Origin of the sequence: Roseibium polysiphoniae (assembly GCF_014842925.1) — a bacterium.
Classification (GTDB): domain Bacteria; phylum Pseudomonadota; class Alphaproteobacteria; order Rhizobiales; family Stappiaceae; genus Roseibium; species Roseibium polysiphoniae.
Genome location: NZ_JACYXJ010000005.1, coordinates 355728 through 376750 on the forward strand (window position 1 = coordinate 355728; position 21023 = coordinate 376750).

The 21023-nt window shown below is 56.7% G+C and carries 26 protein-coding genes; 14 read left to right on the forward strand and 12 right to left on the reverse strand.

Translation table 11 applies throughout. The features are described from left to right. The first annotated feature begins 26 nt into the window (after positions 1-26). From IG617_RS14740 to acs, 12 genes are all read left to right on the forward strand, one after another. Positions 27-329 (forward strand): urease subunit gamma, encoded by a 303-nt coding sequence (locus IG617_RS14740; protein WP_153771603.1) that lies wholly within the window; start codon positions 27-29, stop codon positions 327-329. Between the two features lie 19 nt (positions 330-348). Then, a complete protein-coding gene (locus IG617_RS14745) occupies positions 349-552 on the forward strand; it encodes a hypothetical protein (protein WP_192110008.1) in 204 nt (67 codons plus the stop codon). Further along, the gene (locus tag IG617_RS14750) at positions 549-854 is read left to right on the forward strand and encodes an urease subunit beta (protein WP_192110009.1); all 306 of its coding nucleotides are present in this window, start codon (positions 549-551) and stop codon (positions 852-854) included. Before IG617_RS14745 ends, IG617_RS14750 begins: the two co-directional genes overlap by 4 nt. Positions 855-886: 32 nt before the next feature. Next, on the forward strand, positions 887-1300 hold the full coding sequence (locus tag IG617_RS14755; RefSeq protein ID WP_192110010.1) for a lysozyme inhibitor LprI family protein: 414 nt from the start codon (positions 887-889) through the stop codon (positions 1298-1300). 48 nt (positions 1301-1348) lie between these two features. After that, positions 1349-3061 (forward strand): urease subunit alpha, encoded by a 1713-nt coding sequence (gene ureC / locus IG617_RS14760; RefSeq protein ID WP_192110011.1) that lies wholly within the window; start codon positions 1349-1351, stop codon positions 3059-3061. A gap of 20 nt (positions 3062-3081) precedes the next feature. Beyond that, positions 3082-3369 (forward strand): GIY-YIG nuclease family protein, encoded by a 288-nt coding sequence (locus IG617_RS14765; protein ID WP_192110012.1) that lies wholly within the window; start codon positions 3082-3084, stop codon positions 3367-3369. Positions 3370-3561: 192 nt separating this feature from the next. Continuing rightward, positions 3562-4167 carry a glutathione S-transferase family protein gene (locus IG617_RS14770; protein ID WP_192110013.1) on the forward strand — a complete coding sequence of 202 codons (606 nt, stop codon included), beginning with the start codon at positions 3562-3564 and terminating at the stop codon, positions 4165-4167. Then, complete coding sequence (locus IG617_RS14775; RefSeq protein ID WP_192110014.1) at positions 4164-4658, forward strand: urease accessory protein UreE; 495 nt, start codon at positions 4164-4166, stop codon at positions 4656-4658. The genes IG617_RS14770 and IG617_RS14775 overlap by 4 nt, the downstream gene beginning before the upstream one ends. Then, on the forward strand, positions 4648-5376 hold the full coding sequence (locus tag IG617_RS14780) for an urease accessory protein UreF (protein WP_209008497.1): 729 nt from the start codon (positions 4648-4650) through the stop codon (positions 5374-5376). Before IG617_RS14775 ends, IG617_RS14780 begins: the two co-directional genes overlap by 11 nt. Beyond that, the gene (gene ureG, locus IG617_RS14785) at positions 5373-5984 is read left to right on the forward strand and encodes an urease accessory protein UreG (protein ID WP_192110015.1); all 612 of its coding nucleotides are present in this window, start codon (positions 5373-5375) and stop codon (positions 5982-5984) included. Before IG617_RS14780 ends, ureG begins: the two co-directional genes overlap by 4 nt. Before the next feature lie 121 nt (positions 5985-6105). Continuing rightward, positions 6106-6504, forward strand: a complete 399-nt coding sequence (locus IG617_RS14790; RefSeq protein ID WP_192110016.1) for a DUF1761 domain-containing protein — start codon at positions 6106-6108, stop codon at positions 6502-6504. A 144-nt stretch (positions 6505-6648) separates the two neighbouring features. Then, the gene (gene acs, locus IG617_RS14795; protein WP_192110017.1) at positions 6649-8586 is read left to right on the forward strand and encodes an acetate--CoA ligase; all 1938 of its coding nucleotides are present in this window, start codon (positions 6649-6651) and stop codon (positions 8584-8586) included. Between the two features lie 70 nt (positions 8587-8656). Here acs and IG617_RS14800 read toward each other — a convergent pair whose 3' ends face one another. From IG617_RS14800 to trmD, 6 genes are all read right to left on the reverse strand, one after another. Beyond that, positions 8657-10090 carry a pilus assembly protein TadG-related protein gene (locus IG617_RS14800; RefSeq protein WP_192110018.1) on the reverse strand — a complete coding sequence of 478 codons (1434 nt, stop codon included), beginning with the start codon at positions 10088-10090 and terminating at the stop codon, positions 8657-8659. A 166-nt stretch (positions 10091-10256) separates the two neighbouring features. Next, positions 10257-10814 (reverse strand): HNH endonuclease, encoded by a 558-nt coding sequence (locus IG617_RS14805; RefSeq protein WP_153771613.1) that lies wholly within the window; start codon positions 10812-10814, stop codon positions 10257-10259. A 290-nt stretch (positions 10815-11104) separates the two neighbouring features. Continuing rightward, on the reverse strand, positions 11105-12517 hold the full coding sequence (leuC, locus tag IG617_RS14810; RefSeq protein ID WP_192110019.1) for a 3-isopropylmalate dehydratase large subunit: 1413 nt from the start codon (positions 12515-12517) through the stop codon (positions 11105-11107). Between the two features lie 281 nt (positions 12518-12798). Next, entirely contained in the window at positions 12799-13269 is a 471-nt protein-coding gene (rplS, locus tag IG617_RS14815) for a 50S ribosomal protein L19 (RefSeq protein ID WP_192110020.1), read from the reverse strand. Next, positions 13266-13517 carry a hypothetical protein gene (locus tag IG617_RS14820; protein WP_192110021.1) on the reverse strand — a complete coding sequence of 84 codons (252 nt, stop codon included), beginning with the start codon at positions 13515-13517 and terminating at the stop codon, positions 13266-13268. The genes rplS and IG617_RS14820 overlap by 4 nt, the downstream gene beginning before the upstream one ends. An 8-nt stretch (positions 13518-13525) precedes the next feature. Continuing rightward, on the reverse strand, positions 13526-14233 hold the full coding sequence (trmD, locus tag IG617_RS14825; RefSeq protein WP_192110022.1) for a tRNA (guanosine(37)-N1)-methyltransferase TrmD: 708 nt from the start codon (positions 14231-14233) through the stop codon (positions 13526-13528). 144 nt (positions 14234-14377) lie between these two features. Here trmD and IG617_RS14830 point away from each other — a divergent pair, with 144 nt between their 5' ends. Continuing rightward, positions 14378-14866 (forward strand): VanZ family protein, encoded by a 489-nt coding sequence (locus tag IG617_RS14830; RefSeq protein ID WP_209008499.1) that lies wholly within the window; start codon positions 14378-14380, stop codon positions 14864-14866. On the opposite strand, the gene rimM is transcribed toward IG617_RS14830, so the two are convergent. From rimM to ffh, 4 genes are read right to left on the reverse strand one after another with little or no spacing between them, the layout of a single operon-like run. After that, the gene (rimM, locus tag IG617_RS14835) at positions 14827-15369 is read right to left on the reverse strand and encodes a ribosome maturation factor RimM (RefSeq protein WP_192110024.1); all 543 of its coding nucleotides are present in this window, start codon (positions 15367-15369) and stop codon (positions 14827-14829) included. The genes IG617_RS14830 and rimM overlap by 40 nt on opposite strands. A 47-nt stretch (positions 15370-15416) precedes the next feature. Then, positions 15417-15821 carry a 30S ribosomal protein S16 gene (gene rpsP, locus IG617_RS14840; RefSeq protein WP_192110025.1) on the reverse strand — a complete coding sequence of 135 codons (405 nt, stop codon included), beginning with the start codon at positions 15819-15821 and terminating at the stop codon, positions 15417-15419. Positions 15822-15841: 20 nt separating this feature from the next. Beyond that, entirely contained in the window at positions 15842-16171 is a 330-nt protein-coding gene (locus IG617_RS14845; RefSeq protein ID WP_192110026.1) for a chorismate mutase, read from the reverse strand. Then, complete coding sequence (ffh, locus tag IG617_RS14850) at positions 16168-17721, reverse strand: signal recognition particle protein (RefSeq protein ID WP_192110027.1); 1554 nt, start codon at positions 17719-17721, stop codon at positions 16168-16170. Before ffh ends, IG617_RS14845 begins: the two co-directional genes overlap by 4 nt. Before the next feature lie 374 nt (positions 17722-18095). Here ffh and IG617_RS14855 point away from each other — a divergent pair, with 374 nt between their 5' ends. Then, positions 18096-19538, forward strand: coding sequence for a TrkH family potassium uptake protein (locus tag IG617_RS14855; protein ID WP_192110028.1), 1443 nt, complete (start codon positions 18096-18098; stop codon positions 19536-19538). 121 nt (positions 19539-19659) lie between these two features. Here IG617_RS14855 and IG617_RS14860 read toward each other — a convergent pair whose 3' ends face one another. Together IG617_RS14860 and IG617_RS14865 are read right to left on the reverse strand one after the other, a co-directional pair. Further along, a complete protein-coding gene (locus tag IG617_RS14860) occupies positions 19660-19890 on the reverse strand; it encodes a hypothetical protein (protein WP_192110029.1) in 231 nt (76 codons plus the stop codon). A gap of 247 nt (positions 19891-20137) precedes the next feature. After that, positions 20138-20815, reverse strand: a complete 678-nt coding sequence (locus IG617_RS14865; protein ID WP_192110030.1) for a YggS family pyridoxal phosphate-dependent enzyme — start codon at positions 20813-20815, stop codon at positions 20138-20140. Positions 20816-21023 lie beyond the last annotated feature (208 nt).

Genomic DNA, 21023 nt, shown 5'->3' on the forward strand with positions numbered 1-21023 from the left:
ATAATCATCATCAAGGGGAGGTTACGTTGAATCTCACGCCACGTGAAAAAGACAAGTTGCTGATTGCCACGGCCGCCATGGTCGCCCGCCGACGCCTGGAACGCGGCGTCAAGCTGAACCATCCTGAAGCAATCGCTCTGATCACCGATTTTGTCGTTGAAGGGGCAAGGGATGGACGCTCGGTTGCCGATCTCATGGAAACCGGTGCGAAGGTTCTGACACGCGACCAGGTCATGGATGGCATCGCCGAGATGATCCATGACGTTCAGGTTGAGGCCACCTTTCCGGACGGAACCAAACTCGTCACCGTTCACGAACCGATCCGCTAGTGTTTCAAAGGAGATTTTCATGAAAAAGATTGCTCTCTCCACGGCCACCTTGCTCGCATCAGCAGGCTCTGCGCTGGCCCATCCAAGCGCCCTGCAACATGCACACCCGCACACGGATGCCTCGGGCATATTCACGATCGAAACACTGGTCATCGTCGCACTCGGCCTGTCTCTGGCCGGCGCCATCGCCTGGGCCCGCCGCGGCCAGGAAGGTGGCAAATGATCCCCGGAGAACTTTTCCCAGCAGACGGCGAGATCGAATTGAACGCTGGCCTTGAGGGCATTTCCATCGAAGTTTCGAACACCGGTGACCGTCCGATACAAGTCGGCAGCCATTATCACTTCGCCGAAACCAACGAAGGCCTTTCCTTCGACCGCGAAGCTGCGCGCGGCATGCGTCTGGACATTCCAGCGGGAACCGCCGTGCGTTTCGAACCCGGTCAAAGCCGGTCCGTATCGCTTGTGTCCTATCGCGGCGATCGCGCCGTTTATGGCTTCAACCAGAAAGTCATGGGCGCGCTCTAGGCGGCAGACGGCGATCCGGGGAGGGCGTCATCATGAAAAATCAGCTTCTTGCACTGGCAGGTCTGGCGCTCGTGACATCAACGGATGGACTCAGCGCGCAGGACAACATCGATTGCGGCTATCCGCTGAACCAGATGGAAATGACCTATTGCGCCGAAAAGGCCTGGAAACAGTCTGACGCTGACCTGAATGCCGCCTACCAGACCGCAATGGCGACCATGCGCAGCCTCGACGCCAATCTGCCTGACAACATGCAGGGCGGGGCCGACGCACTCCGTGACGCCCAGCGCTCCTGGATTCCATATCGCGACAAGGCTTGCGAGGCCTATGGCTTCCTCGCCCGCGGCGGGTCCATGGAACCGATGCTGATTTACGGCTGCCTGGCAACACTGACCGTCAAGCGCACCGATGAACTGAATGAACTCGCCGAAGGTCTCGGCAACTGAAGATCCGCGCGGGGCCGCAAGGCTCTCGCCGCGACCAGGAGGACGTAAATGCCTTATAAAATGCCCCGCGCCGCCTATGCGGACATGTTCGGACCGACCACCGGCGATCGCCTTCGGCTCGCAGACACCGACCTTGTGGTCGAAGTCGAGAAGGACTTCACCACCTACGGCGAAGAAGTAAAATTCGGCGGCGGCAAGGTAATCCGCGACGGCATGGGTCAGTCCCAGCATCCTCGCTCGGCGGGGGCTGTCGATACAGTCATCACCAATGCCCTGATTATCGATCACTGGGGCATCGTGAAGGCAGACGTGGGCCTGAAGGACGGCCGCATCGTCGCAATCGGCAAGGCAGGCAACCCGGATGTTCAGCCTGGTGTCGACATCATCGTCGGACCGGGCACGGAAGCCATCGCAGGGGAGGGCAAGATCCTGACCGCGGGTGCGCTCGACGTGCATATTCACTTCATTTGCCCGCAGCAGATCGAAGAGGCCCTCATGTCTGGCGTCACGACCATGCTCGGCGGTGGCACGGGTCCGGCAACGGGCACCAACGCCACCACCTGTACACCGGGCCCCTGGCATATCACGCGCATGCTGCAGGCCGCGGACAGCTTCCCCATGAACCTGGCATTTGCCGGCAAGGGGAACGCCTCACTTCCGGCAGGCCTGGAGGAACAGATCCTTGCTGGTGCCTGCGCACTCAAGCTGCACGAGGACTGGGGCACAACACCGGCGGCCATCGACACATGCCTCTCGGTCGCCGACGAATACGATATCCAGGTGATGATCCATACGGATACGCTGAACGAAAGCGGTTTCGTCGAAAACACCACCGCAGCGTTCAAGAACCGCACGATCCATGCCTTTCATACGGAAGGGGCCGGCGGCGGTCACGCGCCGGATATCATCAAGGTTTGCGGCGAGCTGAACGTCCTGCCGTCTTCGACCAATCCGACCCGGCCCTACACGATCAACACCATCGATGAACACCTCGATATGCTGATGGTCTGTCACCATCTGGATGCCTCCATTCCGGAAGACGTTGCATTCGCAGAAAGCCGGATCAGGCGCGAGACCATTGCGGCAGAAGACATTCTGCATGACATGGGTGCGTTTTCGATCATCGCCTCAGACAGTCAGGCCATGGGCCGCGTCGGCGAAGTGATCATCCGCACCATGCAGACCGCCCACAAAATGAAGTCACAACGTGGCCGTCTGAGCGAAGAAACCGGTGAGAACGACAACCATCGCGTCAAACGCTACATGTCCAAGATCACCATCAACCCGGCGATTGCCCATGGTCTTGATGAGCACATCGGCTCGGTTGAAGTCGGCAAACTGGCCGATCTCGTGCTGTGGGATCCGAAGTTCTTCGGCGTCAAGCCGGACATGGTGCTGAAGCTCGGCACCATTGCCGCCGCGCCCATGGGCGATCCCAACGCCTCCATCCCGACACCGCAACCGGTCCACTACCGTCCGATGTTTGGCGCTTACGGCAAGGCGATGACCCAAAGCCGCGTCACCTTTGTTTCCAAGGCTGCCTTCGATCACGGCGTCAAGGACAAGGCCGGGCTCGACAGTCTTGTCCTGCCGGTCAAGAACGTTCGCGGCGGCATCTCGAAAAAATCCATGGTGCTCAACGACGCAACGCCTGAGATCGAGGTTCATCCCGAGACCTATGAGGTCCGCGCCAATGGCGAACTGCTCACCTGCGAACCCGCCGAAGTGCTCCCCATGTCCCAGCGCTACTTCCTGTTCTAAAAACCTGACAGAACGGAGGGGTGACGGCGTTTGTCTACATCATGGCGTCGAGCCGAAATGGCACGCTTTACACGGGCGTCACCACAGATCTGGCCCGGAGGGTTTATGAGCATAAGGTAGAAGCGGTGCCCGGCTTTACTGGAAGATATGATTGCAAGCATCTTGTCTGGTACGAAGTCCACGATGACGTAGGGCGGGCAATCCAGCGAGAAAAGAACATCAAGCGATACTACCGCAACTGGAAACTCAATTTGATCAACGCGATGAACCCGGAATGGCATGATCTCTATGAGCAACTGAACGGCTAGTGGATCCTCGGGACTTCGCCCGAGGATGACTATGGAGAGGCGGGAATTAAATACGAGATTTGATCGCATGATCGTTTCAATCATTTTGTTCGGCACAATCCTCTCCAATAGTGTTGAGAGTATCTGTCGTCATCCTCGGGCGAAGTCCCGAGGATCCAAATGCCGAAACAGACGAGTGTGGAAAGAACCAAGATGTACAAGGTAATCGGGACACTGCAGTCGCGGGCGCTGCGGGTGCTCTGGCTTTTGGAGGAACTCGGCGAGGCCTATGTCCATGATCCCGCCAATCCGCAGTCTGATGCCGTCCGCGCCGCCAACCCGGCCGGCAAGATCCCCGTGTTGATCGACGGTGATGCGGTGCTGACAGACTCGATCGCCATATGCACTTATCTCGCCGACAAACACGGCAAGGTGACCTTTCCGGCAGGCACCATCGACCGCGCGAGGCAGGACAGCTTCACCCAGTTCGCCGTTGACGAGCTGGAAGGCGCGCTTTGGACCGCTGCCAAGAACTCTTTCATTCATCCCAAAGACATGCGTGTCCCAGACATCAAATCCGTCTGCAAGGCAGAGTTCTCCAACGCACTCAAGACACTGGAAACCCGCCTGGGAGACCGCCCCTATGTCATGGGTGAGACCTTCACCATTGCCGACATCATCATCGGACATTGTTCCGGCTGGGCGGTCGTCGCAAAGTTCGACCTGCCCAAGGAAGGGCCTGTCGCCGCCTATTTCAAGCGCTTGCGTGAACGGCCTGCGTTCAAGGCAATGATTGCCAAACTCAAAGAGGCTTCATGATCCGCGTCGCTGACATTCTTGCTGCAGGAACCTGGGAAGGCGAGCCCGCAGAGACGATCACTCTGGACAGGGAAGACCGGCATCGGCGTAGAGCCGTGCTGACCGGGTCAGGCGGCACCGCGTTCCTGCTCGACCAGCCCAATGCAGTGCATTTGCACCATGGCGATGGTCTTCAGTTGGAAGATGGGCGCATCGTCGAAGTTGTCGGGGCCTCCGAAGAACTCGTCGAGATCGAGGCGGAGGACATGGGTCATCTGGTCAAGATCGCATGGCATCTGGGCAACCGGCATCTGCCGACGCAGTTGATGGAGCAAACGCTGCGGATCCGCCGGGACCATGTCATCGAAGATCTTGTTGTCCGCCTTGGCGGCAAATTGACAGTTCTGCGCGCGCCGTTTGATCCAGAAGGTGGCGCCTATGGCCATGGTCAGACCCACAGACATGATCACGGGCACGAAAGTCACCATCATGGACACTCGCATGACCACTGATGCGGTGTCTTCCGCAGCGCTTTATCGCCTGCTCGCCTTCCTCTCTCCTGCCTTTCCGATTGGTGCCTATACCTATAGCCACGGTCTGGAACAGGTCATCGAGGAAGAAGAGGTCACGGACGCCCGAAGCCTCAAGATCTGGCTGGAGGATATTTTGCGCTTTGGTGCAGGCCGCAGCGACATTATCCTTGCCAAGGAAACGATGCTTGCAGCGGCGCGCGGAGATGCAGCAGCCGTTCGCGACCTGATCGATCTTGGCCTCGCCCTGCAGCCCTCCAGGGAGCGGCATCTCGAAACCAGCGCACAGGGCACAGCCTTTATCGATGCGGTTGTGAAGGCCTGGTCGCCAGAGGGCGACAGTCCGGCCGCTTGTGTTTTTGCAAATCTCACTGATATTTCGTCGCAGAACACACCAAAGTCCTGGCCCTATCCAGTCGCTGTCGGGCTGACCGCCGCCGCCTGGAACTTACCCACCGATGCCACTGCAACGGGACTGCTCCACGCCTTCAGTGCGAACATCATTTCAGCTGCGGTCCGGGCGGTTCCACTTGGACAAAGCGACGGTCAGCGGGTTTTGGCAGCGCTGGAAGAAACAATCGCTGAAGTGACAAGGGAGGCACTCGATGCCGGTCTGGATGAACTCGGCACCTGCAGCTTTTTGGCCGACATTGCGTCCATGGCCCATGAAACAAAATACTCGAGGTTATTCCGCTCATGAGTTCTTCAAACGGTGCTTTGCGTGTTGGAATTGGCGGCCCGGTCGGCTCCGGCAAGACCACTTTGACCGACAGGCTTTGCAAGGCGATGCGCGATCAGTATTCGCTCGCCGTCATCACCAATGACATCTACACCAGCGAAGATGCCGAGGCCCTGATGCGCTCCCAGGCGCTTTCCAGCGATCGCATTCGCGGTGTGGAAACCGGTGGCTGCCCGCATACGGCCATTCGTGAAGACGCCTCCATCAATCTGGCCGCCGTGGCCGACCTCAATCAGGCCTTTCCCGATCTCGATCTCATCCTGATTGAGTCCGGCGGCGACAATCTGGCAGCGACCTTTTCGCCCGAACTGGCTGATCTGACCATCTATGTGATCGACGTCGCCGCAGGCGAGGAAATCCCGCGCAAGGGTGGCCCGGGTATCACCCGCTCGGATCTGCTGGTCATCAACAAGACCGATCTGGCCCCCCATGTCGGTGCTGATCTCTCCGTGATGGATCGCGACGCGAAGAAAATGCGCAAAGCGCGGCCCTTTGTTTTTGCAAATACAAAAGCGGGGGCAGGGGTTCAGGAGATCGTGCAATTCATCGTCGAAAAGGGCGGGCTCTAGGGTCATCGTTCAAGCACCCGCCGGAATCATGAGATTAATTTCGCGCGCCGTTCAGCCGAGTTGTAATAAAATCCAAATCTGACTTAAGTCATCACTCATTGATCGAAAGGGGAGACCGGTCATGATGTTCGACGGTATCAATATCTTGGCCGTGCTGGCCGCCGCCGCAGGCTCATTTGTGTTTGGCGCAATCTGGTATGGCGCGCTTGGCAAGGCATGGATGAAGGCCGCAAGCTTGTCACCTGAACAGACCAAGCCGGCGCCAGTGACCATGGCCATCGCCTTTGCCTGTCAACTCTTGATGGCCTTCGTCCTGGCCGGCGTGATCTACCATGTTGGCGGAACGAACCTGAAGACCGGCCTTATCTCCGCGGGAATGGTTTGGACCGGTTTCATCCTGACCAGCCAGATCGTCAATCACCGCTTTCAGGGCGCGCCCTGGTCGCTTACCTTGATTGATTGCGGCCATTGGCTTGGTGTTTTGATGCTTCAGGGCACCATCATAGGCCTGATTGGCTAGGCCTCTTCGACCAAGGTTGACGCCTACGAAAGTACCAACCCTTGCGTATGGACGCTGTGTGGGTGCATGCGCATAATGTCGCCGACAAAGTCGGGTCTGCCGTTTGGGCATGCGCCCTTTTAGTGATGTCTGGGAGGTTATCACATGTCGGACAATGTATTCCCCGTGCCTGCTGAGGTCGCGGAGCGGGCTCATGTGGACAATGCGAAGTACCTGGAGATGTACAAGCGGTCGGTCGAGGACCCCGAAGGGTTCTGGGGCGAGCATGGCAAGCGCGTCGACTGGATGAAGCCTTACACCAAGGTGAAGAACACCTCCTACGACTACCACAACGTGGACATCAAGTGGTTCGAGGATGGAACACTCAACGTGTCGGCCAACTGTGTTGACCGGCATCTCGAGACCCGTGGCGACCAGCCCGCGATCATTTGGGAAGGCGACGATCCGAGCGAAAGCAAGGTCATCACCTACAAGCAGCTTCATCACGAAGTGAATGTCTTCGCCAACGTCCTGCATTCCCAGGGTGTCAAGAAAGGCGATCGCGTCACGCTCTACCTTCCGATGATCCCCGAAGCGGCCTATGCGATGCTCGCCTGTGCGCGCATCGGCGCAGTTCACTCCATCGTCTTTGGCGGTTTCTCACCGGACAGTCTCGCCCAGCGCATCGACGGCTGTGACAGCAAGTGCGTCGTGACCGCGGACGAGGGCCTGCGCGGCGGACGTAAGGTTCCCTTGAAAGCCAACGTCGACAAGGCAATCGAGAAGGCGCCGGTCGACAGCGTCATCGTGGTCAAGCGCACCGGCGGCGACATCACCATGCAGGACGGTCGCGACGTCTGGTATCATGAAGAAGCCGACCGGGTTTCCGATCACTGCGCACCGGTGGAAATGAACGCGGAAGATCCGCTGTTTATTCTCTACACCTCTGGCTCGACGGGACAACCCAAAGGTGTTCTGCACACGACCGGCGGCTATCTCGTCTACGCCTCGATGACCCATCAATATGTCTTCGACTATCATGATGGCGACGTCTACTGGTGTACAGCGGATGTGGGCTGGGTCACCGGCCACAGCTACATCGTCTATGGGCCGCTTGCCAACGGCGCGACAACGCTGATGTTTGAAGGCGTGCCGACCTATCCGGGGCCAGGCCGTTTTTGGGAAGTTTGCGACAAGCACAACGTCAACATCTTCTACACGGCCCCAACAGCCATCCGCGCGCTCATGGGCGCCGGCGACGAGCATGTCACAGCCACGTCGCGCAAATCCTTGCGGCTACTCGGCTCTGTCGGTGAGCCAATCAATCCGGAAGCCTGGAACTGGTACTACAATGTGGTTGGTGAAAAACGCTGCCCCATCGTCGACACCTGGTGGCAGACAGAAACCGGCGGGATCCTGATCACGCCGCTTCCCGGCGCAACAGCACTGAAGCCCGGATCCGCAACACGTCCCTTCTTCGGCGTCCAGCCGGCAATCGTGGATGCGGAAGGACAGTTCCTGGACGGCGCGACCGAGGGCAACCTGGTGATTACCGACAGCTGGCCCGGTCAGATGCGTTCGGTCTATGGCGATCACGAGCGGTTCGTTCAGACCTACTTCGCCACCTACAAGGGCCTCTACTTCACCGGTGACGGCTGCCGCCGCGATGAAGACGGTTATTACTGGATCACAGGCCGCGTGGATGACGTGATCAATGTCTCCGGTCACCGTATGGGCACGGCAGAGGTCGAAAGCGCGCTTGTCGCCCACCAGAAGGTCTCGGAGGCCGCCGTGGTGGGCTATCCGCACGACATCAAGGGGCAGGGCATCTATGCCTATGTCACGCTGATGGAAGGCGAAGAGCCGACGGATGAACTGAAAAAGGAACTGGTCAAGCACGTTCGCTCTGAAATCGGCCCGATCGCGTCCCCGGACCTGATCCAGTTCTCGCCCGGCCTGCCGAAGACCCGTTCCGGAAAGATCATGCGCCGCATCCTGCGCAAGATCGCCGAAGACAGCTTCGACAATCTTGGCGATACATCGACACTGGCCGATCCGGCTGTCGTTGATGACCTGATCGACAATCGCCAGAACCGCGGCTGACGCATCAGCCCGCGCAAAAACAAAAGGCGCGTCCAATGACGCGCCTTTTTTATGACCTAAAAACTGATGCTTACTTTGCCAGATAGATCGACTGGATCTTCTTTGCGATGTTGCCAAAGGCGTTGATTAGCTCGTCTTGAGAATCAGCTGAGTAGAAATTACTATCCTCAGAAGCACATTGCTCCATCAATTCTTCTCCAAAATCAGATCCTGTCGTTTCAAAGTAAATAGTAAATACCTCAATATTATTGCTCGCCATTTGCTCGCAAAATTCCAGACCACGAACCGCAGATTCATCGCTAATCGTAGAATCCTCATTATAATCTTCAGTCCAGACATCTTCGGTTGTTTCTGTTTCTGTGCATACGTATTTCCATTTATATTTACCATTTTTTCTTTGAACCCACTCCCAATCACAATCTTCTTCAGTAACTGTAGTCTCTACTTCATCGAAATAATTGTTAAAATCACCGTCTGTCATAACGATTGCAAATTTTAAAACATCATCATCATTGTATTCAGCTGGCGCGCTGTCTGAAGGCCAAAGAGAAGCCCACTTAGGTGAAAGAGTGTACCACCCCCACGAAATACCTGTTTGGCCTGCCGTGCCACCTGACGCGGCTAGGGCATCAATTGCATCCGACAAGACTTCCCTGTTGGAAGTCAGAGGAATTAATTCTTCATCAGGACAGGATTCTCCCCAGGGAGTGCTGTCTTTACCGTTATAGACAAGGGCGTCGCCAGCCCCTTTAAAGAAAAGGGAATCTTCACCGTCATAATTGTAGATCGCATCCGTGAAGCGTTCTGCACCCGGCCGCTCCGTCACACAATTACCAGATCCGGCGACATCATCGGTGACATCATCAGCATAGGACCCAAGATTAACACCTTGAGAATAGGGTACAATCGAGATCCGGACCTTGCTGTCTGAATCAGATGTGCCATCAGGAATAAGCGTATCCAAAAGTTCCTGTGCAGCTTCTTGTAGAGAGTCTATGTCGTTTCTCATCGATCCGGTCGCATCGAGAATCAACGCAAGTTCAACATCGAACTTCGAATAATTCACCTCTGTCGACGAGGCCACGTCTATTGAGTCCGGACCGATCCCTCCAAGCCCGATAAAATAGGTCGGCACCGAGATCGACGTCGATACGGACACGACGCCGTCGTCCGGGTTGACGGTAAAATCCATGTTGCTGACGGCGGCGGCAGAAAGACCGAGGGAGTCCAAATTGGCCGCGAAGACTTCCTCCAGCATTTCTTCGATCTCATCGTCACTCATGATGGTGGTGGATAGTTCCGCAGCCACCGCCAGCGCGGCTGCATCCAGTGCATTTGCCATGACTTCGCGGCCGTTGATCGCGCGTCCATAGTCAATCCCGGCGCCAGCGACAACGATGACGACGAGGCTCATAATGGCAAAAATCGGCAGAATCGCGCCGCGCGTATCATCGACAAGTTTTCGAGAGCTGCGGGCAATCCGTCTGGAAAAAGCCTTCAACATAATCAGGTCTCCGGGTCACTTACCGGAAGATCCTTAAATCATTGGGCTTTCATTTTAGTAAAATTGACCAGAGAGATACCGTTAACGCCCAACGGAAAAGCCGGAGAAATCCCCGTCTTGGCACACATAGGCAGCGTCTCGCGGAAGCGTGATCTCTGTACGGAGCCTAAGGCTCCAGCTCTGTGTCCCAATACAGGAAGTCGAGCCAGCTCTCATGCAGGTAGTTGGGTGGGAAGCCCCGACCGTTGTTGTGCAGGTCCTGGATGGTCGGCTGAAAGGGCATGTGCATCGGCCACATGTTCAGCTGTTCGCAGGACTTGTTGGCCTTCTTCAGATTGCACGGCGAACAGGCGGTAATCACATTCTCCCAGGTGGTCAAACCGCCTTTGGAGCGGGGGATCAGGTGATCGAAGGTAAGTTCATCCTTCGTACCGCAATATTGGCACTGAAATCTGTCGCGGAGAAAAACATTGAAGCGGGTAAAGGCGGGGTATCTGCTGGGTTTGACGAATGTCTTGAGGGAAACGACGCTCGGAAGTCGAAATTCGAAGCTCGGACTTCGAACCGCGGTTTCATATTCCGAAACGATGTTCACCCGGTCCAGAAAGACAGCCTTTACGGTGTCCTGCCAGGACCAGAGGGATAAGGGATAATAACTCAAGGGCCGGTAATCGGCATTCAGTACCAATGCCGGATGGGCACCCGACGTAACCGCAATCGTCACCTTCCGCTCCTCATGCCTGTCGAATGGCCTGCCATCCGGACATTCAGACAACAGGATCAGTCCTCATGAGACGAGAGTATTGTAGAGCGCTGGTGACACTCTTGTGAAGCCTGCAATCAACTTGTCAGGCACTTGTTCAAAAGCAGCGAAAACACGCGGTTAACGAAGGTTAACCTTTTGATTTTTTGTCGCTATCGCCTGAGGCGTCGAAATTCCAGCAAGGGCAACCGATAACAAATAAAAACGGGCGCCTCATGGGCGCCCGTCGATTTTTCAAAATTCCGGTCGAATCACGACGTCGGCCAATCGCGAATGTCGACGAAATGACCCTCGATCGCAGCCGCTGCCGCCATCGCTGGCGAAACCAGATGTGTCCGGCCCTTGAAGCCCTGACGTCCTTCGAAGTTCCGGTTCGACGTCGAGGCACAGCGTTCACCCGGCTTCAGCTTGTCCGCATTCATGGCAAGGCACATGGAACAACCCGGCTCACGCCACTCAAAGCCGGCATCCTTGAAGATCTTGTCCAGGCCTTCAGCTTCTGCCTGTTCCTTGACGAGACCAGAGCCTGGAACAACCATCGCACTGACGTGATCGCTCACCTTGCGATCACCGACCATCGCAGCAGCTGCGCGCAGATCCTCGATCCGTCCATTGGTGCAAGATCCGATGAACACACGATCGACCGGGATGTCGGTGATCTTGGTACCTGGCTCCAGTCCCATGTATTCCAAGGCACGCCACTTCGACTTTCGGGTGTTTTCATCTTCAATCTCATCCGGATTGGGCACGACACCCGTAACCGAGGTGACATCTTCAGGTGATGAGCCCCAGGTCACAATCGGCGGCAAGTTGGCTGCATCCAGCGTCACCACCTTGTCGAAGTGGGCACCTTCGTCCGAACGGAGGCTCTTCCAGTATTCAACAGCCATATCCCAGGCTTCGCCCTTAGGCGCCTTCGGACGGCCCTTGATGTATTCGAAGGTCGTCTCGTCAGGAGCAATCAAGCCAGCGCGCGCACCGCCTTCGATCGACATGTTACAGATGGTCATACGACCTTCCATAGACAGCGACTGGATCGCCTCGCCAGCATATTCCATAACATAACCGGTGCCGCCCGCGGTCCCGATCTCGCCGATGATCGCCAGGATGATATCCTTGGCGGTCACGCCCTCGGGAAGCTTGCCATTCACCTGGATCAGCATGTTCTTGGCTTTTTTCTGGATCAGCGTCTGCGTTGCCAGCACGTGCTCGACTTCAGACGTGCCAATGCCATGTGCCAGCGCACCGAACGCCCCATGCGTCGACGTGTGGCTGTCACCACAGACAATCGTCATACCCGGCAAGGTAAAGCCCTGTTCCGGCCCGACGATATGCACAACGCCCTGGCGCTTGTCGTAAGCGTCGTAATACTCGATGCCGAACTCGCGGGTATTGTCCGCAAGAGCCGCGATCTGCGTCACGCTCTGTGGATCGGGATTGGGCAGGCTGCGGTCCGTTGTGGGCACGTTGTGATCAACAACTGCCAGCGTCTTCTGTGGCTGACGCACCTTGCGGCCGGTCATGCGCAGACCTTCGAAAGCCTGTGGGCTGGTCACTTCGTGGACGAGGTGGCGGTCAATATAGAGCAGGCCGGTTCCATCGTCCTGCATGTCGACCAGATGGTCGTCCCAGATCTTGTCGTAAAGCGTCCTGGCTTTAGTCATTGGTTCTCTCCTGAAACCTGGGCGGTCCTTGTTCTTTATCGTCGCAAAGCAGCACTCAAGCTGCTGGCGTTTGGACCGTCCCTGAAAGATGCCGCGTCAAATGCATCTCCCCATTCTCCCGCAATTCAATGACTCATAGGGGGCCGTGAGGTCAAGCGGATTGACTTGAGCTTTTGTCAAGTGAGCTTGAAACCGCCGCAAATCTGGCGGCTATAGCCATTGAAGCAAAAAAGGCGGCCCCGAGGGACCGCCTTTTCAAATTCCGCAAAAGAGCGCCAATCTTATTCAGCAGCTGCGTCTGCTGCATCTTTCTCGGCCTGCTTCTCAGCAGCCTTGACGGCCTTGGCAGCCGCCGCGTCAGCGCGGGTTGCTTCGTTCAGGCGCTTCGCGCGAGCGTTGGTTGCTTCAACGATACGAGCAGACTTACCGCGACGGTCGCGCAGGTAGTAGAGCTTCGCACGCCGAACCTTACCGCGGCGAACCACTTCGACGCCTTCAAGCATCGGGGAATAGATCGGGAACACACGTTCCACACCTTCGCCATAAGAGATCTTGCGAACGGTGAAGCTCTCGTTGATGCCGCCACCCGAACGGGAGATGCAAACACCTTCGTAAGCCTGCGTACGGGTACGTGTACCTTCCGTAACGCGAACATTGACCTTGATCGTGTCGCCAGGAGAAAATTCCGGCAGCTTGCGCTTTTCTTCGATCTTCGCCATTTCTTCGGCGTTGAGCTGTTCAATAATGTTCATGGCATATTTCCCTTTTGATTTAGCAAAGCGGTCAGAGCGTCCAACTTGAAAAAGCGGGACGGATTCACCGTCTTCGGGCCATGTGACAATGCTCCAGGATCAATGTTGGCCTTGGCCACGAAAACATCCACGCAAAACAACACGGAAATCCCCATCAGATCCATTCGCCGCGCGTGATACATCAAGATCGCGCGCTTGTCATGTGAATTCTGAATCCAATCAAGCTCTTGGCTGGAAAAATCAGCCACAGCGAAGATTAATCGTCTGAATCCGTCGAGATATAGCGCTGCCACAGGTCCGGGCGGCGTTCCCGGGTCAGATCTTTGGCCTGCTCATGTTGCCATTCAGCAATCTTCTTGTGGTTGCCCGAAGTCAGGACTTCGGGAATTCGATGGCCCTCGAAGTCTGCCGGCCTTGTATATTGCGGATGCTCTAGCAGACCAGTTTCAAAGCTCTCCGTCGCTGCACTTTCCATGTTGCCCATGACGCCGGGTATCAAGCGGACGACAGCATCCAGCATCGTGATGGCACCGATTTCGCCGCCGGAGAGAATGTAGTCACCGATAGAAATCTCTTCGAGATCACGCGCATCGATCACACGCTGGTCGACCCCCTCAAAACGTCCGCATACGATAATCGCACCGGGCCCTTCAGCCAGTTCGTGAGCCCGCTGCTGGGTAAGAGGCCGGCCGCGGGGACTCATCAGGATCCGTGGACGCGGATCATCTGCTGGCGCTGCGCTATCGATCGCCTTCGCCAGAATATCCGCACGCAGAACCATTCCGGCGCCTCCGCCCGAAGGCGTGTCATCCACGGATCGGTGCTTGTCGGTCGCAACATCGCGTATCTGCCGGGCTTCCAGCTGCCAAAGCCCATTCTCCAACGCCCGTCCTGACAGGCTATGTCCCAGCGGACCAGGAAACATTTCAGGATAAAGCGTCAGGATACTTGCCTTGAATGTCATGGTGTCTCTTTCGCCACACTGGGATAAGGTATTGTTAACCTTAAATTTTATTTTCCCGCAATACCTGCAGAATGTCCCGCCCAGGTAGCATTGGATTAATCTTCAACGCCTTAGCTGAGACCTAAGTCTTTGGAGTCTACGGCTGTGCCCATCCTGCGTTTCAAATTGCCCGGTTTCGTTCAGAGTCGTGTCGACCAACACTATCTCGATCTATCGCTGAGCCGTCTGCTGCCGCTCGCCTCGCTGATCATCTTCGGCATCATGGTCGGGCTGGTCTTCAACACCGGCGTGGGACATCCCTACGACAAGATCATACACGTTGGATTTTATGCGCTTTTGACCCTGTCCATCCACACCCTGTTTTGTTGCAGGTTGCGGATTTCCGCCGTGGTAGCGTTCGCTATGGGGCTTGTTGGTGAAGCCGTGCAGGCCTTCGTCCCCCATCACCAGGCATCCTTGTCGGATGCTGTCGCCAATGGAATTGGCGTTGCAATGGTCGTCGCCGCAATTGCGCTCATCCGTTCAGAGGAAAAACAGGCCATTCGCAGCCAGCCTGTCGAACTTGACCTCGAAGGCATGGGGCTTGAGCCCTTTCAATCAGACTCTTCTTCCGGACGCTCATCCGAGAAGTAATCTGCAGGCAAATCCACCGAGATCTCTCCAGCCTCAAGATCGATGCGCGGAACGAATGCCTTGGTAAAGGGCACGTAAAAGGTCTTCCCGCGTGCAGGCCGAATTTCCAGCAGATCTCCTGCGCCGAAATCCTGTACAGCCACGAGCTTGCCGAGCATCTCTCCATTCGCATCAAGAACGGAAAGACCGGTGAGGTCTGAATAGTAGAATTCGTCTTCTTCCGGGTCCGGCAGCTGGTCCCTGGAGATATAAAGCTCCAGACCATTCAGCTCTTCGGCCTGGTTCCGGTCCTTGATCCCCTCGAACTGGGTCACAACGACTGTTTTCTGCACCCGCGCCCGCAAGACTTCGAAAGTCCGCTTGCCATCCTTCGTGACCAAAGGTCCGTAGTCGGTGAAGGAAAGCGGGTCATCGCCAAAGGCTTTGACCCGCACTTCCCCGCGAATGCCATGGGCCGCGCCGATGCGGGCCATGAGGACCATGTCCTTGTCGACATCACCCATATTGTGGTGCCATCCTCACAGCCATCCGGCGCAGACCAGATCGCATCTTATTCAGCAGCAGCTTCTTCACCACCCTCTGGGGCGGCCGCAGCTTCGGCAGCAGCAGCGGCTGCCTCTTCTTCAGCCTGCTTCTTGGCATCAAGGCGTTCCTGTGCCTTCTGACCAAGCTCTGCCTTCTTCGGGTTGTTGCGCGCCTCGCGCTTCAAAAGACCGGCAGCATCGAGGAAACGATGAACGCGATCGGTCGGCTGTGCGCCGGCAGCAATCCAGTGCTGAACGCGCTCTACGTTCAGCTGAACGCGATCTTCGGAATCCTTCGGCAGCATCGGGTTGTAGGAACCAACCTTTTCGATGAAGCGGCCATCGCGCGGTGCGCGAACGTCTGCAATAACAATACGGTAGTATGGGCGCTTCTTGGAACCGCCACGTGCAAGGCGAATTTTCGTAGCCATTTTTCAGTTCTCCAGTTTGTTCATTTGCCAGTTTCAGCGGCAATGGCTTCATGGTGCCGAATGACTTCCTTCACGATGAAGTTCAGGAAGGTTTCGGCAAAATCAGGATCGAGATTTGCATCCACCGCAAGCTGGCGCAGGCGTTCGATCTGAACCTTCTCCCGCGCCGGATCAGCCGGCGGCAGGTCATTGGTTGCTTTCAGGACACCCACCTTCTGGGTGCATTTGAAACGTTCGGCGAGCATGTAAACGAGCGACGCATCGATGTTATCGATCGATGATCTCAGCAATTTCAGCTCATTGATGGCCAAGGATTGGCCCAATTGGCTTTCCGCGTCACTCACGCTCATTTTTTCTTGCCTTTCCCCATGCCCGGCAGACCACCCAGGCCACCTGGCATTTTTGGACCGCCCAGGCCCGGCAATCCGGGCATGCCCGGAGGCATACCGCCCGCCATACCACCTGGGAGGCCCTTGGGCAGCTCCATGCCGCCGGGAAGCTGACCGGACTTGGCCATTTCCTCGAGCTGCTTGGGATCAACATTCGGCATGCCGCCCATGCCACCGGTAAGGCCGCCCATCATCTTGCCGAGCATGCCTTTGCCCTTGCCCATCTTCTTCATCATGTCCGCCATCTGGCGATGCATCTTCAGAAGCTTGTTGACCTCGGAAACATCCACACCGGCGCCAGCAGCAATACGCTTTTTGCGGCTGGCCTTGAGCAACTCCGGCTTGCGCTTTTCAAGCTTCGTCATGGACTGGATGATGGCGACCTGGCGCTTGAACATCTTGTCGTCGATGTTCGAAGCCTCGATCTGCTTCTTCATCTTGCCGACGCCGGGAAGCATGCCCATCATGCCCGACATGCCGCCGAGCTTTTCCATTTGTTTGAGCTGCTCCGCGAGATCATTCAGGTCGAAGTGACCCTTCTGCATCTTGCGCGCCATTTCAGCGGCTTTTTCCGCATCAATGGCTTCCGCTGCCTTTTCGACGAGCGAAACGATGTCGCCCATGCCAAGGATCCGGTCGGCAATCCGCTTGGGATGGAAGTCTTCAAGCGCGTCAGACTTTTCACCCGTACCGATCAGTTTGACCGGTTTGCCTGTGACCGCCTGCATGGACAGCGCCGCACCACCGCGGCCGTCGCCGTCCATACGGGTCAGCGCAATCCCGGTAATGCCGACGCGCTCGTCAAAGTTCTTGGCGAGATTGACGGCATCCTGACCGGTCAGGGCATCGGCAACCAGGATGATCTCGTGCGGATCAGCAGCTGCCTTCACCTCGGCCATCTCGGCCATCAAAGGCTCGTCGATGTGGATCCGGCCCGCGGTATCGAGCAGGACCACGTCATAGCCGCCAAGCTTTGCAGCGGTCATCGCGCGCTTGGCAATTTCGACCGGCCCCTGACCTTCGATGATCGGCAGGCTGTCGACGTCGTTCTGTTCACCCAGAACCTTAAGCTGCTCCTGAGCAGCGGGCCTGCGCGTATCGAGCGATGCCATCAGGACCTTGCGCTTGTCGCGCTGGGTCAGCCGGCGTGCGATCTTCGCCGTCGTGGTCGTCTTACCAGAGCCCTGGAGACCCACCATCATGATCGCGACAGGTGCCGCGGCATTTAGGTCGACACCCTGGCTCTCCGCGCCGAGCATCTCGATCAGCTGGTCATGGACGATCTTGACGACCATCTGACCCGGCGTGACCGATTTGACGACTTCAGCGCCAACGGCACGATTGCGCACCTTGTCCGTAAACGAACGAACGACAGGCAGCGCGACATCAGCCTCGATCAGCGCTCTGCGGATCTCACGCAGCGCCTCGTTGACATCGTTCTCCGACAGCGCACCGCGGCCGGTCAGCTTGTCGAATATACCGCTCAGTCGATCGGACAGGCTTTCGAACATAAAAGGGTCCTTACCGTTGCAATTCCGGGATGATCTCCCGACCATATGGGGACCACGAAGAACCGCGCAAAGCAGAAACACACCCGAGGGCGCATCGCGCTGTCGGGTGGTAACCTCCGGGATCTCTTTACACCTTTACGGGTCCCGGTCGGCGGCTCGAAATGTAGTCACTCATATGGAGTTGGAGCGGGTAATGGCCCAATTGCACCCGTGAGTCAAGGAAAAGCCTGTGCTTTCGGTCCTGGACAGCCATGCATGCGCGTTGGGGCTTCGCACTTGCTTTGCGGCGCGGTTGGATCAATAAGCGTCGCGTATCAATACGTCCAAGATCATGCGCGGGCCTAGGCACGCCATGTATAACGGGACATCGAGACATGAACTACCGCGCAGTTGCGCTCCCCATCGGCAGGCTTTTGATCCTGATTGCCGTTTTCATGCTCATTCCGGCCAGCGCCGATCTCGTCGCTCACAATCCGGACTGGATCGTCTTTTCCGTCTCTGCTCTCGTTCTTGGTTGCGTCGGAGCCCTGACGACGGCAGCCTTCGCCGGACATGCGCCCGGGCTGCGCCGTCGTGAGACCTTCCTGTTCGTCAACGCGGCATGGGCGACCTTTTGTATGGCGGGCGCCCTTCCCCTTTATAGTAGCGGTCTGGGCATCAGTTTTACCGACGCCTTTTTCGAGGCCGCATCAGGTTTGACGACCACGGGCTCGACCATCTTGTCCGGCCTCGATCATCTGCCACCCGGCATTTTGCTGTGGCGCTCCCTCCTGCAATGGATCGGCGGCATTGGTATCATCGTCGTCGGAATCTGGCTGTTGCCGGGGTTGCGCGTCGGGGGAAGTCACCTGTTCGCATTGGAATCCTCTGAAAATACAACGAAACCATATGGCCGTATTGAGCCGTTCCTGATCCGTCTGCTAACGCTTTACGGCGGCCTGACGCTTATCTGCACGCTGCTTTATCTGATCTGCGGCATGAGTGTGTTTCAGGCGATCAATCACGCCATGACCACTGTTTCGACGGGAGGATACTCGACGTCAGACAGCTCCTTCGGCCAGTTCGAAGGCACATCCGTCTATTGGGTGGCCATCATCTTCATGCTCTGCTCAAGCATACCCTTCTTGTTCCTCATCCGCAGTCTTGAGGCCAAACATCCCGATGACAGGCAGCAGATCCTGCTTTTTGGCGCGATCATCGCAATTGCCAGTTTCACGATTTTCCTCAGCCAGCGCTGGCTTCAGCACGACACGCCTTTCCATCTTTTCACGATTTCCGTCTTTGACGTGGTGTCCGTGATCACCACCACCGGCTACGCCGCAGGTGACTATCTGGAATGGGGCACTCTGGTCATCGCGATCTTCTTCCTCCTGACCTTCCTGGGCGGCTGCAGCGGATCGACCTCGGGCGGGTTCAAAATGTTCCGCGTCGCCCTGCTGCTCAGCTTCATCCGTGTGCTGCTGCGCCGGATGATGTACCCGAACAGGGTTCTGCAGCCTCACTATGACGGCAAGCCGGTCAATCCGTCCGTCATCGAAGGCGTCCTGGTGTTCGCTGTGCTCTACGCTGGAACATTCGCGGCGTTCGGTCTGGCTTACACCTGTTTTGGGCTCGATCTTTTGACCGCCTTCAGCGGATCAATCACTGCCCTTGCCAACGTTGGCCCCGGTGTCGGGTCAATCATCGGACCATCTGGAACGTTTGAGAGCCTTCCCGATGGCGTCAAATGGCTCTTGGCCATTCAAATGATCCTGGGTCGGCTCGAGATTATCGCCGGGCTTGTCATCCTGACGCCCGATTTTTGGACCGGCGACTGAGCCAATACCTGCCTGAGAACAGCAAAGCCCTCGCCAACCGCGTCCGGCTGGCGAAGGCTTTTTGCTCGTTTTTGACGCTTATCAGAGCGGATCGCTCAAGCGCCTCAAGTCACCGCAGGGCCTAGAGGCCGAGAGCGGTAAACTCATCAGGACTGAGAACTGCGTCCTGATTGGAATCCGCGGCCTTGAAGACATCTTCCGTAACCGCCGGCACTGCCGCCGAAATCTCGGAGAATGTCAGAAAGCCATCCTGATCACCGTCAACGGCTTCAAAGGTTACACCTTGAGAAAAGGCTGCGCTCGAAGCCGTCAAGGCGCCGAAAACCACTGTTGCTGCAAGACGTTTAGACATGGATGTTACTCCCACTAACAGGTTGGATTTATGTCCCGACACCCGGAGAACCCGGCGTGTCGAAACAATTGGAAACCTGCCGTGGCAAGATGCCGCTTGGATGGCGAAGCTAAGGACGTCTTGTGATCTTGTCTTGGCACGGATCGGCGTCCCGCCATTGCCGCGTCAAGACGCGGTCACATTCGAGTGTATGAGACCAAAATAAGACCCAAAATTGCATTCGTTTGTTTCGCAACTTTGAAAACAATCAAGCCGGATAGTCTCTGTGACCAAAAATAGCCGACCCCACCCGGACGTGGGTCGCACCAAAGCCCAAGGCAATCTCATAGTCGGAAGACATTCCCATGGACAATTGGGCGAGATTGTTTCGCGCCGCCATTTTCTGAAGCAGGGCGAAATGGGGTCCCGGTGCTTCCTCCACCGGGGGAATACACATCAGCCCGATCACATTGAGCCCTACATCATCCCGGCATTTGGCAACAAAAGCATCAAGATCGGCAGGCGAAATGCCGGCTTTCTGGGACTCTTCCCCCGTATTGACCTGAATGAAGCAAGGTAGATCACGGTCCTGCTTCACCATTTCTGTCTTGAGGGCTTTTGCGATCTTCTCCCGGTCAATCGTATGAATGACATCAAAGGTGGCGACCGCTTCTTTCGCTTTGTTGGATTGAAGCGGGCCGATCAGATGCAGCTCTACACCAGGAAACTCATCGCGTAACGCAGGCCATTTGCCCATCGCCTCCTGAACGCGGTTTTCGCCAAAAACCCTTTGGCCCGCCGCAAGAACCGGTCGAATGTCGTCCGCATCGAATGTCTTGGAAACCGCGACAAGGGTTGCGCTCCCCTCTGTGCGACCATTGTCGGCCTCAGCCGCACGAATATCGCTGAGAACCTGGTTCAGCCGGTCAGTCGCCGTTTCCGCCATATCGATCACCCTTGTCCTTTGCCAAACTGTCCTGCGGTAAGCTTCTGATAAGGTCGCGCCAGGGCAAATTGCAAGCATTGCCGCAACTGTCGCGAAAATGCGGACAATTTCCTGCAATCATGTTGACCCCACGCGCTATTTCTGGTGACAGTCCGCCAAACACATCAACAAATAAGCGCCGCCGGACGGCGCATCATGAAACGGCGAT

Coding starts and splice junctions, on each gene's coding strand:
- trmD (WP_192110022.1), bottom strand. CDS start 14,233: ATGACATTCAAGGCAAGTATCCTGACGCTTTATCCTGAAATGTTTCCT.
- IG617_RS14775 (WP_192110014.1), top strand. CDS start 4,164: ATGATCCGCGTCGCTGACATTCTTGCTGCAGGAACCTGGGAAGGCGAG.
- rplS (WP_192110020.1), bottom strand. CDS start 13,269: ATGAACATTATTGAACAGCTCAACGCCGAAGAAATGGCGAAGATCGAA.
- IG617_RS14845 (WP_192110026.1), bottom strand. CDS start 16,171: ATGAGCGTGAGTGACGCGGAAAGCCAATTGGGCCAATCCTTGGCCATC.
- leuC (WP_192110019.1), bottom strand. CDS start 12,517: ATGACTAAAGCCAGGACGCTTTACGACAAGATCTGGGACGACCATCTG.
- IG617_RS14855 (WP_192110028.1), top strand. CDS start 18,096: ATGAACTACCGCGCAGTTGCGCTCCCCATCGGCAGGCTTTTGATCCTG.
- rpsP (WP_192110025.1), bottom strand. CDS start 15,821: ATGGCTACGAAAATTCGCCTTGCACGTGGCGGTTCCAAGAAGCGCCCA.
- IG617_RS14780 (WP_209008497.1), top strand. CDS start 4,648: ATGACCACTGATGCGGTGTCTTCCGCAGCGCTTTATCGCCTGCTCGCC.
- IG617_RS14750 (WP_192110009.1), top strand. CDS start 549: ATGATCCCCGGAGAACTTTTCCCAGCAGACGGCGAGATCGAATTGAAC.
- IG617_RS14860 (WP_192110029.1), bottom strand. CDS start 19,890: ATGTCTAAACGTCTTGCAGCAACAGTGGTTTTCGGCGCCTTGACGGCT.
- IG617_RS14755 (WP_192110010.1), top strand. CDS start 887: ATGAAAAATCAGCTTCTTGCACTGGCAGGTCTGGCGCTCGTGACATCA.
- ureG (WP_192110015.1), top strand. CDS start 5,373: ATGAGTTCTTCAAACGGTGCTTTGCGTGTTGGAATTGGCGGCCCGGTC.
- IG617_RS14790 (WP_192110016.1), top strand. CDS start 6,106: ATGATGTTCGACGGTATCAATATCTTGGCCGTGCTGGCCGCCGCCGCA.
- IG617_RS14865 (WP_192110030.1), bottom strand. CDS start 20,815: ATGGCGGAAACGGCGACTGACCGGCTGAACCAGGTTCTCAGCGATATT.
- IG617_RS14745 (WP_192110008.1), top strand. CDS start 349: ATGAAAAAGATTGCTCTCTCCACGGCCACCTTGCTCGCATCAGCAGGC.
- ffh (WP_192110027.1), bottom strand. CDS start 17,721: ATGTTCGAAAGCCTGTCCGATCGACTGAGCGGTATATTCGACAAGCTG.
- IG617_RS14800 (WP_192110018.1), bottom strand. CDS start 10,090: ATGTTGAAGGCTTTTTCCAGACGGATTGCCCGCAGCTCTCGAAAACTT.
- IG617_RS14770 (WP_192110013.1), top strand. CDS start 3,562: ATGTACAAGGTAATCGGGACACTGCAGTCGCGGGCGCTGCGGGTGCTC.
- acs (WP_192110017.1), top strand. CDS start 6,649: ATGTCGGACAATGTATTCCCCGTGCCTGCTGAGGTCGCGGAGCGGGCT.
- rimM (WP_192110024.1), bottom strand. CDS start 15,369: ATGGGTGATGTCGACAAGGACATGGTCCTCATGGCCCGCATCGGCGCG.
- ureC (WP_192110011.1), top strand. CDS start 1,349: ATGCCTTATAAAATGCCCCGCGCCGCCTATGCGGACATGTTCGGACCG.